Source organism: Streptomyces sp. ISL-96 (genome assembly GCF_018614035.1).
In the GTDB taxonomy this organism is placed as follows: Bacteria; Actinomycetota; Actinomycetes; order Streptomycetales; family Streptomycetaceae; genus Streptomyces.
This window is the reverse complement of sequence record NZ_JAGGPA010000032.1, coordinates 65604-80859: the sequence shown is the minus strand read 5'-3', so window position 1 is coordinate 80859 and position 15256 is coordinate 65604. Positions and strand designations below refer to the sequence as shown.

At 69.4% G+C, this 15256-nt stretch carries 16 protein-coding genes; 9 read left to right on the top strand and 7 right to left on the bottom strand.

The window, feature by feature from the left end; genetic code table 11:
* Positions 1 to 13: 13 nt before the first annotated feature.
* The gene (locus J7E96_RS21240) at positions 14 to 289 is read left to right on the top strand and encodes a GlsB/YeaQ/YmgE family stress response membrane protein (protein WP_215133242.1); all 276 of its coding nucleotides are present in this window, start codon (positions 14 to 16) and stop codon (positions 287 to 289) included.
* Between the two features lie 8 nt (positions 290 to 297).
* Here the strand turns inward: J7E96_RS21240 and J7E96_RS21235 are convergent, their stop codons facing one another.
* The 3 genes from J7E96_RS21235 to J7E96_RS21225 form a co-directional block, all read right to left on the bottom strand.
* On the bottom strand, positions 298 to 786 hold the full coding sequence (locus J7E96_RS21235) for a DUF5709 domain-containing protein (RefSeq protein WP_215133241.1): 489 nt from the start codon (positions 784 to 786) through the stop codon (positions 298 to 300).
* A 112-nt stretch (positions 787 to 898) separates the two neighbouring features.
* Positions 899 to 1792 carry a glycosyltransferase family 2 protein gene (locus J7E96_RS21230; protein WP_215133270.1) on the bottom strand — a complete coding sequence of 298 codons (894 nt, stop codon included), beginning with the start codon at positions 1790 to 1792 and terminating at the stop codon, positions 899 to 901.
* A 65-nt stretch (positions 1793 to 1857) separates the two neighbouring features.
* Positions 1858 to 4365 (bottom strand): SpoIIE family protein phosphatase, encoded by a 2508-nt coding sequence (locus J7E96_RS21225; RefSeq protein WP_215133240.1) that lies wholly within the window; start codon positions 4363 to 4365, stop codon positions 1858 to 1860.
* A gap of 138 nt (positions 4366 to 4503) precedes the next feature.
* Here J7E96_RS21225 and J7E96_RS21220 point away from each other — a divergent pair, with 138 nt between their 5' ends.
* The 7 genes from J7E96_RS21220 to J7E96_RS21190 all read left to right on the top strand — a co-directional run bounded on the left by J7E96_RS21220 (position 4504) and on the right by J7E96_RS21190 (position 9028).
* Positions 4504 to 4683, top strand: coding sequence for a hypothetical protein (locus J7E96_RS21220; RefSeq protein ID WP_215133239.1), 180 nt, complete (start codon positions 4504 to 4506; stop codon positions 4681 to 4683).
* A gap of 82 nt (positions 4684 to 4765) precedes the next feature.
* A complete protein-coding gene (locus tag J7E96_RS21215) occupies positions 4766 to 5062 on the top strand; it encodes a hypothetical protein (RefSeq protein ID WP_215133238.1) in 297 nt (98 codons plus the stop codon).
* Between the two features lie 49 nt (positions 5063 to 5111).
* Complete coding sequence (locus J7E96_RS21210) at positions 5112 to 5570, top strand: CBS domain-containing protein (protein WP_215133237.1); 459 nt, start codon at positions 5112 to 5114, stop codon at positions 5568 to 5570.
* A complete protein-coding gene (locus J7E96_RS21205; RefSeq protein ID WP_215133236.1) occupies positions 5567 to 6868 on the top strand; it encodes an SLC13 family permease in 1302 nt (433 codons plus the stop codon). The genes J7E96_RS21210 and J7E96_RS21205 overlap by 4 nt, the downstream gene beginning before the upstream one ends.
* A gap of 122 nt (positions 6869 to 6990) precedes the next feature.
* On the top strand, positions 6991 to 7476 hold the full coding sequence (locus J7E96_RS21200) for a CBS domain-containing protein (protein WP_215133235.1): 486 nt from the start codon (positions 6991 to 6993) through the stop codon (positions 7474 to 7476).
* Between the two features lie 121 nt (positions 7477 to 7597).
* On the top strand, positions 7598 to 8377 hold the full coding sequence (locus tag J7E96_RS21195) for a hypothetical protein (protein ID WP_215133234.1): 780 nt from the start codon (positions 7598 to 7600) through the stop codon (positions 8375 to 8377).
* Positions 8378 to 8428: 51 nt separating this feature from the next.
* Positions 8429 to 9028, top strand: a complete 600-nt coding sequence (locus tag J7E96_RS21190) for a helix-turn-helix domain-containing protein (RefSeq protein ID WP_215133233.1) — start codon at positions 8429 to 8431, stop codon at positions 9026 to 9028.
* Between the two features lie 52 nt (positions 9029 to 9080).
* Here the strand turns inward: J7E96_RS21190 and J7E96_RS21185 are convergent, their stop codons facing one another.
* The 4 genes from J7E96_RS21185 to J7E96_RS21170 form a co-directional block, all read right to left on the bottom strand.
* Complete coding sequence (locus J7E96_RS21185; RefSeq protein WP_215133232.1) at positions 9081 to 10538, bottom strand: GH1 family beta-glucosidase; 1458 nt, start codon at positions 10536 to 10538, stop codon at positions 9081 to 9083.
* Between the two features lie 61 nt (positions 10539 to 10599).
* Positions 10600 to 11529: a carbohydrate ABC transporter permease gene (locus J7E96_RS21180; protein ID WP_215133231.1), complete on the bottom strand. Its 930-nt coding sequence runs from the start codon at positions 11527 to 11529 to the stop codon at positions 10600 to 10602.
* A gap of 17 nt (positions 11530 to 11546) precedes the next feature.
* Positions 11547 to 12530: a carbohydrate ABC transporter permease gene (locus tag J7E96_RS21175; RefSeq protein ID WP_215133230.1), complete on the bottom strand. Its 984-nt coding sequence runs from the start codon at positions 12528 to 12530 to the stop codon at positions 11547 to 11549.
* A 99-nt stretch (positions 12531 to 12629) separates the two neighbouring features.
* Entirely contained in the window at positions 12630 to 13949 is a 1320-nt protein-coding gene (locus J7E96_RS21170; RefSeq protein ID WP_215133229.1) for an ABC transporter substrate-binding protein, read from the bottom strand.
* Between the two features lie 285 nt (positions 13950 to 14234).
* Between J7E96_RS21170 and J7E96_RS21165 the strand changes: the two genes are divergently transcribed.
* On the top strand, positions 14235 to 15251 hold the full coding sequence (locus J7E96_RS21165; RefSeq protein ID WP_215133269.1) for a LacI family DNA-binding transcriptional regulator: 1017 nt from the start codon (positions 14235 to 14237) through the stop codon (positions 15249 to 15251).
* Positions 15252 to 15256 lie beyond the last annotated feature (5 nt).

The following is a 15256-nucleotide window of genomic DNA, read 5'->3' as shown; positions in this document are numbered from 1 at the left end:
TTGGAGGTGCCCCATGGGCATCATTGCCTGGATTCTCATCGGCCTTCTCGCCGGTCTCATCGCCAAGGCGCTGCTGCCGGGCAAGGACCCCGGAGGCCTCATCATCACCATGCTGATCGGAATCGCCGGCGGACTGCTCGGTGGCTGGCTCGGCAAGGTGATCTTCGGCGTCGACTCCATCGACGGCTTCTTCGAGGTGTCGACGTGGGTCGCCGCCATCGTCGGATCGCTCATCCTCCTGGTGCTGTACCGCTTGGTGGCAGGAGGCCGCAGCCGGTCGCGCGCTTGAGCACGCCGCTACAAGGCGTCGTTCTCGTTCTCTGCGTTGTCTTCCGCCGCATCCACGTGCATCGCGGCTTCCTCAGCCGATGCCGCACCGCCGTCGATGCCGACATCCCGTCCCAGTACGCCGATGTTGCGCCTCGGTGCCTCCTCAGGCACCGGGGCGATGCGGCCCGCACGCGTGTCGGCGGACTGCTCGTCCAGAGGTTCGCCCTCGCTCTCCGGCAGGTCGCCGACCTCGTCGCCCTCGGGCGGCCGTACGTCGGGCGTCTCCTGCGCCAGGCGCTGATCGAGGGACTCCCCCTCACGCTGCTCCTCGCCCGTGGTGCCGTACTTGGTCACTCCCAGGGGCCGCTCGGGCGGGGAGTACCCCTCGTCCAGCATCTCGTCCAGGTCCCGCTCCCCGACCGCGTTCTCCAGGTCGAGGTCGTCAGTCGGCCTGTTCTGTACGTCGGAGTGTCCGGGCTGGTAGACGTCGTCGCCTCGTGCTGCTTCTTCAGACATCAGCTGGTTCCTTTCCGCATCGAGGTGTTCCCCTCCAAGCGCGCTGATCTGAGTACCCGGGCCGGACCCACACCACACCGCATTTCCCGCATTTCCCGCATTTCCGTGATGGTCACCCCACATACCTCCGCGCGGTGGAGGCACGCTGTGCCTTCTCCAGCGCCCACAGGCGCTCCTCCAGCTCGGCCGGTACCGGTTCCCGCTGCTTGAGCACCCACGGCATACCCGCCGCGGCGCGGGCGAAGGCCCGCAGGGACGCCACGTCCCGCGGGACTGTCCGCAGCAGATAGCCGGTACGGCGCAGGGCCGGGAACAGAGGCCGGCGCAGCCAGGTGAACCACAGGGTGTTGCGCAGCCCCACGATCCGCCGCGCCGTACTGTCGCGAGCCCTGGACGCGGCATGGTGCACCGTGAGACTCGGTACGTAACTCAGCCACCACCCCCGCCGCAGCAGGTCGGTGGCCAGCAGTTCCTCTTCGCCGCCGAACCACAGGCCCGGGTGGAATCCGCCCACCGCGCGGAAGGCGTCCGTACGCATGACCGTCGCGCCGGCGAGGAACGATCCCAGCGCGGGGCCGGGCAGCCAGTCGGGGCCGGACAGCGGTGAATCGCGCATGTCGGCGACGATGGGGTCCTCCTCGCCCGACGGCTCGACGACGATCCGGGCCGTGACGGCGGCCAGCCGCGGCCGTTCGTCGAGGATGTCCGCCGCGTGCCGCAGGGAGTGCGGCTGCCACCATGTGTCGTCGTCGCAGAAGGCGACATAGGGAGTACGCACGTGGCGCACTCCGAGGTTTCGGCCGAGCGCGCCCAGATTGTGCCCCGGCCGCAGCAGGAGGACGTCGGGGAAATCCCGCGCGACGGCTTCGGCCGTGCCGTCGCCCGACCCGTTGTCCGTGACGATCACCCGTGGCCGCTCCGGAAGTTCGCACAGTTTCCGCAGGGTACGGAGCAGTTCCGTGCGGCGGTCCTTGGTGATCACCACGACGGTGGTACGACCGTCCACGGCGTCCTGGGGGGCCCGCCGGCCCGGTCCCGCCGGTCCCGTCGTCGTACCCGAACGTTCTGGACTCACGGCGCTCCCGGGAGTGTTTGTTCCGTCCAAATGGTCTTTCCGTGGCGCGTGTACCGGCTGCCCCACCGCTCGGTCAGCTGCGCGATCAGGAAGAGGCCGCGCCCGCCTTCCTCCGTGGCGCGTGCGCGTCGCATCCTGGGCTGCGTACTGCTCGGGTCGGACACCTCGCAGATCAGCGTCGTCGTACGGATGAGCTTGAGCTCGACGGGGCCGCCGCCCGCGTAGCGGATGGCGTTGGTGACCAGCTCGCTCGCCACGAGTTCGGTGGTGAAGACGAGTTCGTCCAGGTCCCAGCGGGACAGCTGCCCCACCACCAGCGCCCGGGCGTCGGCCACCACCGCCGGATCCGGTTCCAGTACCCACATCACGCTGTCCTGCGCGGGAACCCCACGGGTACGGGCAAGCAGCAGGGTCACGTCGTCCGACAGCGGGCTCGGGGCCAGATCCGCCACCACCTCGCGGCCGACCTCCCGCAGCGGACGGGCCAGGACGTCCGCAGCCGCCAGCCGGCTCTTGAGGGCCGCCATTCCCTCGTCCAGATCGGCCTGGGGCCGCTCGACGAGGCCGTCGGTGTAGAGGGCCAGCACGCTGCCCGGTTCGACCTCCATCTCCACGGGCTCGAAGGGCAGTCCGCCGACTCCCAGGGGCGGCCCGGGGCTCACATCCACGTAACCGACGGTCCCGTCGGGGGCGACCAGGGCGGGCGGGGGGTGTCCGGCGCTGGCCATGGCGCACTGGCGCGACACCGGGTCGTACGTCACGTACAGACAGGTGGCACCGAACGAGTCGTAGGCGCTCCGGCGTTCGGGAGCCTGCGTGCCGTTCTCGTAGCTGCTGTTCTCCACGGTGAGCTGGGAGACAAGGTCGTCGAGATGGGTGAGGAGCTCGTCGGGCTCGAGATCGAGGTCGGCCAGCGTGCGTACAGCGGTGCGCAGCCGTCCCATCATCGCTGTGGCCTGCAGGCCGTGGCCGACCACGTCGCCGACCACGAGGGCGACCCGGGCGGAGGACAGCGGGATGACATCGAACCAGTCCCCGCTCACTCCGCCGGCCGTATCCGTGGGGAGGTAGACGCTGGAGCTCTGCACCGCGGCCGTCTCGGTCGTCATCGGCGGCAGCAGGCTGCGCTGCAGGCTCACGGAGGCGTGGCGCTCGCGCGCGTACCGGCGCGCGTTGTCCACCACCAGGGCCGCGCGGGAGGCGATCTCCTCCAGCAGGTCCAGGTCGTCCGCGCCAAAGGGTGCGCGGTCGCCGTCGCGCCACACCGTGACCCGGCCCAGGAGCCTGCCTCTGGCTCGCAGCAGCGCGCTCATGGCCGAGTGGATGCCCGGCCCGGGCAACGAACCGGGCCAGGCGTCGGCGCCTGTATCGCCCTCGGCATCGGCCGACGGCTGCTCCGCGAGTCGCGGCCATACGCGGCCCCGCAGCCCGCCGCCGACATCCACCCGCATGGACCCACCGGTCGGCAGCCGCCCGGCGCCCGCTCCCCCGGCAACCGCCGCCCGCCGCATGACGTGATGTCGCTGATGCTCCGCTCCGGGCTCCTCGTGGGCGAACACGGCCTCCGCTATGTCGACGGCCGCCAGATCGGCAAGCACGGGAACCAGCACATCAGCCAGGTCCTGCGTGGTTTCCGCGACCGACAGCGAGTTGCCGAGCACGGCGGTGACACGGTGGAGCAGGTCGAGGCGTTCACGTGCGCCGCGCTGTTCCGTGACGTCGGTGAAGAGCGCGGTGACGCCCATGACGCGCCCGTCCGACTCCTGCAGGCGAAACGCGGACAGTGCCATGATCCGGCCCCTGCCCGGGTCGACCCGAGTGCGTACGAGCGCGTCCATCGCCACCAGCGGGGTGCCGGTCGTGAGCACCTTCCCCAGCTGCTCGTCGATCACCCGCGCGTCCTCGGGCCACAGGAACTCCGCGAGCCGCAGGCCGCTCAAGTCGGGGGGCACGCCCGTGTACGGAAGAAGCTGAGTGTTCGTCCGCACCAGTCGCAGCTCCCGGTCGAACACCGCGAAGCCGACGCGTTCCTGGAGGAACAGTTCCTGCATGAAGGCGTGATCCTGGCGCCACTTCAACACCAGGGCCCAGGGCGCTCCCAGCAGGAAGAAGCGCGACGCCTGCCGGTCCGGCTGCCCCCGGTCCAGCGGAAGGACGCGGAACATGACCTCCGATTCCCCGCCACCGCCCTCACGCACTACAGCCCGGCCCTCCCACACCGGGCCGTCCCGCTGCGCCATGACGTCCCGCCATCTGCCGGGGTCGGCCAGCAGGTCCCGGACCCGTCGGCCGCACAGGTCGTCGGCCCGCCGGTGCAGAAGGGTTTCGGCCGCCGGAGTGCAGCCGAGGATGGTCCCGTTGCCGTCCACGAGAAGCCCGGCCGCGTTGCCTGCGTCGAGGGGATCGTCGTTGCTGCGAGCAATGCGCACACGCACCCCCGGGATCAGCGTCTCTCCGGTCTTGATCCGGCCGTCGTTCTCCTGGCTCTTGGCCAGGCTATCCATCACCCCGCTTGTCCGCCCGCCCGGAGGGCTGAGGACCGGCCAATGGATCCGCTCACGCCGAAGACGCCGACGTGCGGTCGTGGTGGGGCTGTGTGACCCTTGCCGCGAGAAAGGCCGTGCCGACCGAGGGAGACAGGGATGGATCAGCTCGGAGACAAGCCGGAAGAGGTCCGCAAGCGGCTGGAGGAGGAGAAGCGGCAGGCCAGGGAGCAGGAACGGAAGTCCCCTGACCGGGGCTCCGAGTCAGGTGAGACGTCCGGTGAGCCGTCCGTGGAGCCGGGTGCCGCGACGTACCCGGACGATCGCGATGCGGACTGACGTGAGCCGGTGTCCGTACTCATCCTGACCACCCCTCCTTCACGCCGGTCGCGGATGCGGCCACGAATGCGAGACTTGGACTATGGGCTGGGCTTCATGGACGACGCTCGGGGTGCTGACGGGCCGCGGCGGGGTGCTCACCGACGAGGTGGGCGTTCTGACCGGTGATCTCACAGTGCACACCACGTGGGCCGATGGTGAGGCACGGATCGCTGTGCAGTACAGCGGGTCGTCCGACTGGTTCACCATGTCGGGCAGTCCCGTGTCTTCTCCTTCGGAGGGTGACAGCCGCGACCTGCACGACGCCGTGGTGGCGGCGATACGTGAGGGTGGCGCCGCCACCGTCCCCTCCCCGCCGCACAGCCCCTCGGCACAGTAGCGCCGCTTGCTGCCCCGGTCCCAGGGTCGGCGCACTCAGGAGAACGGCCATGCTCGCGCGTGATCTCGCGGAAACCTACCCCTACGTATCGGTCGACGCCGACGCGATGGACGCGGCCCGGCTGCTCGCCGGGCACAAGCTGCCCGCGCTGCTCGTTGTCGACGCCGATCAGCGGCCGTACGCCATCGTGCCCGGCTCCCAGCTCGTCAAGCAGCTGGTGCCCGACTACCTCATGGAGGAACCGCTGCTCGCCGCCGTGATCGACGACCGGCACCTCGGTGAGGTCGCGGAGAAGATCTCCGGGCTCACGGTCGCCGAATGGCTGCCGAAGCGCACGTACACGCCGCCGGTGGTCGGGCCCGATGCCGGTCTGCTGCAGATGGCGGCGCTCATGGCCCGTACCCGCAGTCCGCTGGTCGCCGTGATCGAGCGCGACGGCGACCGGATCACCCTGCTCGGCGCCATCACGGCCGCCTCCCTGATGATGCATCTCGTCGGAGAGGCGTGAACGACTGGCAGAGCTGGGCCGCGGTCGTCGTATTCGCTTCTACGTACGCGCTGATCATCAGCGAGAAGCTGCACCGCACGGCCGCCGCCCTGGGGGGCGCCGCGCTGATGCTCGTGATCGGGGCGACCGACGACAAGGCGGCGTTCTACTCGGAGCACAGCGGGGTCGACTGGAACGTCATCTTCCTGCTGCTCGGCATGATGATGATCGTCGGCGTGCTGAAGAAGACCGGCATGTTCGAGTACCTCGCCATCTGGTCCGTGAAGAGAGCGCGGGCCAAGCCCTTCAGGGTCATGACGTGGCTGGTCGTCATCACGGCCGTCGCCTCGGCCCTCCTCGACAATGTCACCACCGTCCTGCTGATCGCCCCGGTGACGCTGCTGGTCTGTGAGCGGCTAGCACTGCCGGTCGCCCCTTTCCTGATCGCCGAGGTGCTGGCGTCCAACATCGGCGGCATGGCCACCCTCGTCGGTGATCCGCCGAACATCATCATCGCCAGCCGCGCCGGTCTGACCTTCAACGACTTCCTGGTGCACCTCGCCCCGCTCTCCGCGGTGCTGATCCTGGTCCTGATCGCGCTGTGCCGCTGGCTCTTCCGGAAATCCTTCGTGTACGACGAGGAGCGCGCGGCCGAGGTGATGTCGCTGGAGGAGCGCGAAGCGATCCACGACCCGCGCCTGCTCGTCCAGGGCCTGGTCGTGCTCGTGCTCGTCGTCGCGGGATTCGTACTGCACCCCGTGCTGCACTACGAACCCAGCGTCGTCGCCCTGCTCGGCGCCGGGCTGCTCATCGCCGTCTCCAGCGTGCGGACCAGTGATGTGCTGGCCGACGTCGAGTGGCCCACACTCGCCTTCTTCGCGGGGCTCTTCGTGATGATCGGCGGGCTGATCGAGACCGGTGTGATCGGCCAGGTCGCCACGAAACTCGCGGACACCATCGGCGACAACGAGATCGGCGGGTCCATGCTGCTGCTCGGCTCCTCCGCCGTGCTCTCCGGCATCGTCGACAACATTCCGTACGTCGCCACCATGGCGCCCGTCACCAGCGACGTCGTCGAGGCCATGGGCGGCTCCGGCAACCACGTCATGTGGTGGGCGCTGGCCATCGGCGCGGACCTCGGCGGCAACGCCACCGCGATCGGGGCCAGCGCCAATGTCGTCGTGCTGGGCATCGCCGAACGCAACCGCACACCCATCTCGTTCTGGCAGTTCACGAAGTACGGCCTCGTCGTCACCGCTGTCACCTCGGCGCTCTCCGCGGTGTACGTCTGGCTGCGCTACTTCGTCGCGGCCCAGTAGCCGGGCGGCCAGGGTCTTCTCGTACTTTCCGCATCAATGGCCTGGCCAGAACGCGGGATGTGAATGAGGCTGGAACGAGGAGCCTTCCCCCAGAGGAGCCTTCCCACAGACGGGAGCCGACCGTGCGCGCGCGAGACCTGGCAGAGGAGTACGAAGCCGTGAGCTTCGACAGCGACGCCCTGGACGCTGCCCGGCTGATGGCCGAGCACCGGCTTCCCGCACTGCTGGTGCTCGACGAACGCGGCGAGCCGAAGGCGATCCTGCCCGCGTCCCAGATGGTCAAGACCCTGGTCCCCTCCTACGTGATCGACGATCCGGCGCTCGCCTCCGTCATCGACGAGAAGCACGCCGACCGGCTGTGCGCGTCCCTGGCCGGGCGCCGCGTCGGCGATTGCCTGCCCCGCACCACGGCCCCGCCGCCCATTGCCGCTCCCGACGACACCGCGCTGGAGGTGGCCGCGCTGATGGGACGGGTACGCAGCCCGCTGGTCGCGGTGGCGGAGAAGACCAAGGGCGGGACCCGCCTCATCGGCGTGATCACCGCCTCGCACCTGCTGCACGAGCTGCTCCGCTCGGCGAGCGCGCCCGCGGCGGGGACCGGCCCGTAGGCTCGGTCCGGCCTTGGTGCTGCCGGGTGGAGTGTGCGGTGGCAGTGCGCGGCTGTCGTGCCCGCCGGAGGTGCGGCGCGTTGACTGGTGGCGAGATTCACCGAGTCGAGGAGTCACCGCCATGACACTGCAAACACCCCCTCTCCCCCAGCCGTCGGACAACGGCTGGGGGATCGTCGCTGCCGGCAGCCATCCCTGTCAGGCGCACGCCTGGACGGCCCGGCTGACAGGGTTCGGCCCGCAGGACTCCTTCTTCTTTGAGGCACACGCTCCCGCGACGGCCGACGCGCCGGGGCATGCGTCGGGGCGGCAGACCCTGCACGAGCTGGAGGCGTCCGGTTCGGCGCTCGGGAAGGTCGCGGCCCCCATGTCGCGCGCCGCGCAGAACGCCCTGCTGTCGCCCTCGGCCGGTCCCGATGTCTCGGCGGAGCGCGGCACGGCCCACGCCGACAGCCGTCTGGCGAGCGGGGATGTCGCCATTGCGTACGTGGTGAATCCCGATGGCGGCGCGCCGCTCTCGCCCTTCGGTGTGCATGTCGAGGCGGCGACGGCCGAGGCCGTCACCAAGCCGGGCCAGCCGGTCACCCTCGCCAGCGGTGCCCGGCACGCCTATGTCACGTCGGCCGGGCAGAAGGTGGCCACCGTGCCGGCCGAGTGGCCGGTGAACTTCTCGGTACGCATTCCCGCCGACACCTCCCAGCCCGTCGCCGCACTGGTCGTCTTCAACGAGCAGGTCACCACCGACGCGCTGGGCCGGCCCACTCTCGGCAAGGACGGCCGGTACGCCTTCGACACGAAGGCCACGAGCGGGTACGTCAACGCCGTGCGCCTCACCGTCTACGGTGAGCGCCCGGCGGAGCTGACCATTGGACACGCCGCTGTTCTGCGTGTCTCCCCGTAGCAGGCGGCAATCTTTGTTGCTCTTTCCGGAACGAGCTTGTGCAATGGACGCGTGGAACACTCACCCGCCATCGCCCAAGTCCTCACCGAGGTCGGCCCTCGCCTCAAACGCCTGCGCACCGAGAACGGTGTGACGCTGACGGCACTGTCCGAGACCACCGGCATCTCCAAGAGCACCCTGTCGAGGCTGGAGTCCGGCCAGCGGCGCCCCAGCCTGGAACTCCTGCTTCCCATCGCCCAGGCCCACCAGGTTCCGCTGGACGAACTGGTCGGCGCCCCCGAGGTCGGCGACCCGCGCGTCCGCCTCAAGCCCAAGCGCGTCAACGGCAGCACCGTGCTGCCCCTGACCCGGCAGCCGGGGCCGCTGCAGACCTTCAAGATGATCCTCCCGGCCACCCGCAGCACCCCCGAGCCCTGCACCCACGAGGGGTACGAGTGGCTGTACGTCCTCTCCGGACGCCTGCGTCTGGTCCTGGCCGACCGCGACCTCGTCCTGGGCGCCGGCGAGGCCGCCGAGTTCGAGACCCGGCTGCCGCACTGGTTCGGCAGCACCGGCGACGGCCCTGTCGAGGTCCTCAGCCTGTTCGGCCGCCAGGGCGAGCGCATGCACGTACGCGCGAAACCCCGCCCCCGCGACAAGCCCGGCCACTGACTGTGCCCGGCGCGCACCCAGCACGCCGGGCGCAGTGGTCATGTGCGGCGGATCAAGTCACGTCCGCCGCCGGCAGCGTGCCCGTACGTGCCACGTCGGCGTACCAGCGCGCGCTGGCCTTCGGGATGCGCCGGCCGGTCGGGTAGTCGACGTACACCACACCGAAGCGCTTGCTGTACCCGTACCCCCACTCGAAGTTGTCGAGCAGCGACCACAGGAAGTAGCCGCGCACGTCGACCCCTGCCTGGATCGCCCGGTGCACCGCCGTGAGGTGGCCGTGCAGGAAGGCGATTCTGTCCGGGTCGACCACCTCGCCCTGCGGGTTGACGTAGTCGTCGAACGCCGCGCCGTTCTCCGTGATCATCAGGGGCAGGTCCGGGAAGTCCGCCTTGAGCCCGAGCAGCAGGTCGTACAGGCCGCTGGGGTCCACGGCCCAGCCCATCGCCGTCCTGTCGCCCGGCGGCAGGTGGAACTGCACGTTGTCGGCGCCCGGCCACGGGCTGTGCGCGCTGTTGCCGTGTCCGTCGGAGCCGTGGCCGGCCCCGCCGGTGGCGGCCGATACGAGAGTCGGCGTGTAGTAGTTGACGCCCAGGAAGTCGAGCGGCTGCCGGATGGCGGCCGTGTCGCCGTCCTGTACGAAGGACCAGTCCGTCAGGTGGGCGGTGTCGCGCAGCAGGTCGGCCGGGTACGCGCCGCCGAGCACGGGGCCGGTGAAGACCCGGTTGGCCAGCGCGTCGATGCGACGGGCGGCGTCCACGTCCTCGGGGCTCCCGGTCAGCGGGCGCACATGGTGGATGTTGAGGGTGAGGGCGATCTGCGCGTCGCCCGGAAGGCCGGCGCGCAGTGCCTGTACGGCCAGGCCGTGGCCCAGGTTGAGGTGGTGCGCGGCGCGCAGGGCGGCGACGGGGTCGGTACGGCCGGGTGCGTGGACGCCGGACGCGTAGCCGAGAAAGGCGCTGCACCAGGGCTCGTTGAGGGTTGTCCAGGTGCGGACCCGGTCGCCGAGTGCGTCGGCTGCCAGGGCGGCGTACGCGGCGAAGCGTTCGGCGGTGGCACGCTCCGGCCAGCCGCCCATGCTCTCCAGTTCCTGGGGCAGGTCCCAGTGGTAGAGCGTGGCGACGGGCTGGATGCCCTTCTCCAGCAGCTCGTCGGTCAGTCTGCGGTAGAAGTCCAGGCCCTTCTGCACCGCGGGGCCGCGGCCGGTGGGCTGGATGCGGGGCCAGGCGAGGGAGAAGCGGTAGGCGTCGACGCCGAGGTCGGCCATGATGGCGACGTCCTCGCGCCACCGGTGGTAGTGGTCGGTGGCGATGTCCCCGGTGTCGCCGTTGCGGACCTTGCCGGGGGTGCGGGCGTAGGTGTCCCAGATGGACTGGGTACGCCCGTCCTCCGCCGCCGCTCCTTCGATCTGGTACGCGGCGGTCGCCGTGCCCCAGAGGAATGCCGGGGGGAACGCGCGGCTGTCGGCGGCGGCGTGGGGGGCGGGCGCGGTGCGTCGGATTGCGGTGGCCACGTACGTAGGTCCTTCCGGGGTGGGGACACGGTGTCCGGTGCGTGCGTGCGTGAGGGTGGGCTCAGCCCTTGACCGCGCCCTGCATGATGCCGCCGACGATCTGGCGGCCGAAGACGATGAACATCGCCAGCAGTGGCAGGGTGCCGAGGAAGGCGCCGGCCATGATCAGGGACTGGTCGCGGATGTAGCCCGCGCTCAGCTGGGTGAGGGCGACGGGGACCGTCGGGTTGGTCATGTCGAGCACGATGAACGGCCAGAAGAAGTCGTTCCAGGCGTGCACGAAGGTGATCATGAACAGGACCGCCATCGGCGGCCTGGCGATCGGCAGGACGATGCTCCAGAAGATGCGCAGCGAATGCGCGCCGTCCACCCGGCCCGCCTCGACGAGCTCGTCGGGCAGCGCCTCTGACAGGTACTGCCGCATGAAGAACACGCCGACGGCGCTGACCAGGGTGGGGAAGATGACGGCGGGAAGTTTCTGACCCCAGCCGAGGTCCGTCATCATCATGAACAGGGGTACGACGCTGAGTTGCGGCGGCACCATCATCGTTCCGATGACGAGCATGAGCAGGATGTTGCGGCCCTTGAAGCGCAGCTTGGCGAAGGCGAAGCCGGCCAGGGTGGCGAACAGCACGGTGGACAGCGCGATGACACCGGCCACGATAAAGCTGTTGATCATGGCCTTGCCGAGCGCGGCGTCCTGCCACGCCTTGCCGAGGTTCTCCAGGAGGTGCGGTCCCGGCAGGAACGGTGGCGGGGCCTGGCTGACGCGGGTGTTGTCGCTCGATGCCGCGACCATCGTCCAGTACAGGGGAAAGAGGGAGACGAGCGCGGCGACGGTCAGCAGGATGTAGGTGACGGGGCCCGCGTGGTGCTGACGGCCGGCGCCGGGCCGCAGTGCGGTACGCAGCCGTCGCCGGGGGCCGGGCGCACTGTCCTTCGGCGGCTGCGGGCGGACGTCCGTACGGACGTGGAGGCTGTCGGGGGTCATGGCTGGCTGGCTCCTGGTCACGACGTACGTACTGAGGACGCTCGGCGGGATGCGAGGTGTTTGACGACCCGCTGGACGACGAAGACGAGGATCAGCAGCAGGAACATCACCCAGGCGACCGTGGCCGCCCGCCCCATCTGGTAGTTCTTCCAGCCCTCCTCGTACAGCAGCAGTCCGAGGGTCTGGTACTGGTTGTCCGCTCCTCCGGTGACACCCATCGGGCCCTGGCCGAAGATCAGCGGTTCGCCGAAGAGCTGTGTGGCGCCGATGGTCGACAGCACGATGGTGAAGACGATGGTGGACCGGATGCCGGGAACGGTGACCGAGATGAACTGCTGCCAGCGCGAGGCGCCGTCGATGGCGGCCGCCTCGTACCGGTCACGCGGAATGGCCTGCATCGCCGCCAGGTAGAGGAGGGCGTTGTAGCCGGTCCAGCGCCAGATCACGATGACCGAAATGGCGTTCTGCGCGGCCCACTTGTTGTTCTCCCAGTCGACGTTGTCGACGCCGGCCAGGCTCAGCATCCAGTTGATCATGCCGAAGTCGCGCTCGAAGAGCATGGTGAAGACGAGCGCCGCCGCACCGACCGATGTGGCGTACGGGGTGATGGCGGCGACGCGGAAGAACGTCGAGCCGCGAAGCCGGTAGTTGAGGAGGTGCGCCAGCCCGAGCGCCATCATCAGCTGCGGCACGGTGGAGATCACGCCGAGGGTGATGGTGTTGAGCAGCGCGTTCCAGAAGCGTTCATCCGCCCACAGAGCGGTGTAGTTGTCGAACGCGACCCACTCCATGACGTTCATGGTGGCGAGTTCGACGCGGTGCAGGGAGATCCAGGCGGTGTATATGAGCGGGTAGAAGCTGAAGGCCGCGAACACCACGAAGAACGGAGTGACGAAGGCGTACGGCGCTCCGCGAAGGTCGAGGCGGTGGAGCAGCGTACGCCGCCGCTGGCGCGGGCGTTCCCGTCCGCCGGTCGGGGCTGTCGAGAGGGAGGTGGCCACCAGAGGGCATCCTTCGTGAGACGTGGGCGGGGCTGCGGGGCCCGGCGACCGCGCTGCTTTTCGGGGCGCGCGGTCGCCGGGTCACCGGGGCGGCTGGTCTCAGCCGGTGGCCTTCTTGATCCGGTCCTCCGTGGACTTCCAGGCCTCGTCCGCGCTCTTGTTCTGCGACTCGATGAGCGTCAGACCCTGCGAGAAGATGTCCTTGATCGTGCCGTCCTTGCGACCGAGAACCTGCTTGTCGGGAATCTCCTGGGCGGCGTCACCGAAGATCTTGCCGATGGGCGCGTCACTGAAGTACTCGGACTTGGCGTCGGCGACCGCGGGGGCCTTGAGGGCTTCCTGAGAGGACGGGAAGTTGCCGACCTTCGTGAAGACGAACTCCTGCTGCTCGGGTGCGGTCAGCCAGGCGACCAGCTTCTTCGCCTCTTCCTTCACCGGGCTCTTGTCGATGACGCCGAGGAACGAGCCGCCCCAGTTGGCACCCTTCGGTGCCTTGGCGACATCCCACTTGCCCTTGTTCGCCGGGCCGGCCTTCTCACTGATGTGTCCGAGCATCCAGGCGGGGCAGACCGCCGTCGCGAACGTGCTGTTGGCCAGGCCGGGGTCCCAGCCGGGCTGGAACTGCCGCAGCTTTGCCGTCAGTCCGGTCCCGCCGGCCTCCGAGGCGAGCTTCCAGGCCTCGGTGATGGCGGGGTTGTCCTTGTAGATCAGCTCGCCGGACTCGTTGTAGAACTGCTCGGAGTTGCCGTAGATCATGGCGTTGAACAAGCCGCTGGAGCTGTCCATGAAGGCGACCTTGTCGTTCTTGGTGCCCTTCTTGAAGTCCTTGCCCGCCTCGACATACTTCGACCAGTCGCCCTCCCACAGCTTGGCGACCTCCTCACGGTCGGTCGGCAGACCCGCCTGCTCGAACAGGTCCTTGCGGTAGCAGACCGCCATGGGGCCGATGTCCGTACCGAAGCCGATGACCTTGTTGTCCTTGGCCGTGACCTGGCTCAGCTTCCAGGGGAGGAAGTGGTCGGCGCCGGGGACACCGGACAGGTCGGTGAACTTCGCGGCCTGCGTGTCGGCCAGTTCCTTGGCGCGCCCGATCTCTATGCCCTGGATGTCCTTGAGGCCGCTGCCCGCCGACAGGTGGGTCTGCAGGGCGGTGTAGTACGTCTGCTCGTCCCCCGCCACCTCCGCCTCGATGCGGACGTTCGGGTTCTCCTTCATGTACCGGTCGAGGAGGCCGGTCTCCTTGTATCCCATCACGCCGAACAGGCCCATGGTGATGGTGACTTTGCCGTCCTTGACTCCACCGCCGGTCCCTCCGTCGCCGTCGCCGCCGCCGCTGCAGCCGACGACCAGGCCCAGTGCGGCAACAGCCGAAACACCGGCCACAACCCTTGTACGCAACAGCTTGCGAGCCCTGCTCATTTAGCCCTCCCAGTGGCGGCGCCGAACGCACGGAGTACGAGCCGGTCAGTCCGCTCTGTGGCTTGGAATAGTGGAGTGGGTACGTTCCCACTAGCCGGGTGGGAACGTACCCACCAAGGTTCCCGAAGACTGGCCGCCGCGCGTACCCTCTGTCAAGAACTTGAATCGACTTCGTTGCGCGGAGATGTCCGCCGACCATCCGCTGACGCCCGCGCCGCCCCGGCGACCGTCTGGCACAATGCGCTGGTGAACGGCGTCCGGACGTCGCTCTACGAGGAGGAAGCCATGGGGGGAAGGCAGCGCCCGACCATCAAAACCGTGGCCGCACGAGCCGGAGTCGGGCGTACGACCGTTTCACGTGTCATCAACGGCTCGACGCTCGTCAGCGACGAAGCACGCGCCGCCGTCCTGGCCGCGATCGCCGAACTCAACTACGTGCCCAACTCCGTCGCCCGCGGCCTGGTGACCAGCAGGACCAATTCCGTCGCGCTGGTGATTCCCGAGTCGGAGAGCCGCCTGGGTTCGGAGCCCTACTTCTCGGCGGTCATCCGTGGCGTCAGCACCGCGCTGGCCGATACCAGGACCCAGCTCCAGCTCATGCTCGTACGGGACAAGGGCGAGCAGGACCAGCTGACCGACTCGGTCGCCGAACGGCGCGTGGACGGCGTACTGCTGGTCTCGGTGCACGAGCACGATCCGCTGCCCGGCCTGCTGGAGGACATGGGTCTGCCGACCGTACTCGCCGGCCGCCGCTCCCCCAACGAATCCCTCAGCCACGTCTACTCCGACAACCTCGGCGGCGCGACCGCCGCGGTCCGCCATCTGCTGGCGCGCGGCCGGAAGACGATCGCCACGATCACCGGTCCGCTGGACATGGATGTGGGCCGTACCCGGCTGCGGGGCTGGCAGGACGCGCTGGAGGAAGCGGGCCGGGCGACAGAGCAGCGGCTGGTGGCCACGGCCGACTTCACCGAGGCCGGGGGCGAACACGCCATGCGTTCACTTCTTGAAGCAGCCCCGGATCTGGACGCCGTCTTCGTGGCATCCGACGTCATGGCCGCGGGCGCGATGATGGAGCTGCGCAGGCAGGAACGGCGCGTTCCGGACGACGTGGCCGTGGTCGGCTTCGACGACGCCTTCTTCGCCCGCCACACCGACCCGCCCCTGACGAGCGTGCGCCAGCCCATCGAGGAGATCGGCACCACGATCGCCCGGACGCTGCTCCGCGAGATCGCCGACCCGGGCGCACCGCGGCAGCACATCGTGCTCCCGACCGAGCTGATCGTCCGCGGCTCATCCTGAAAGAC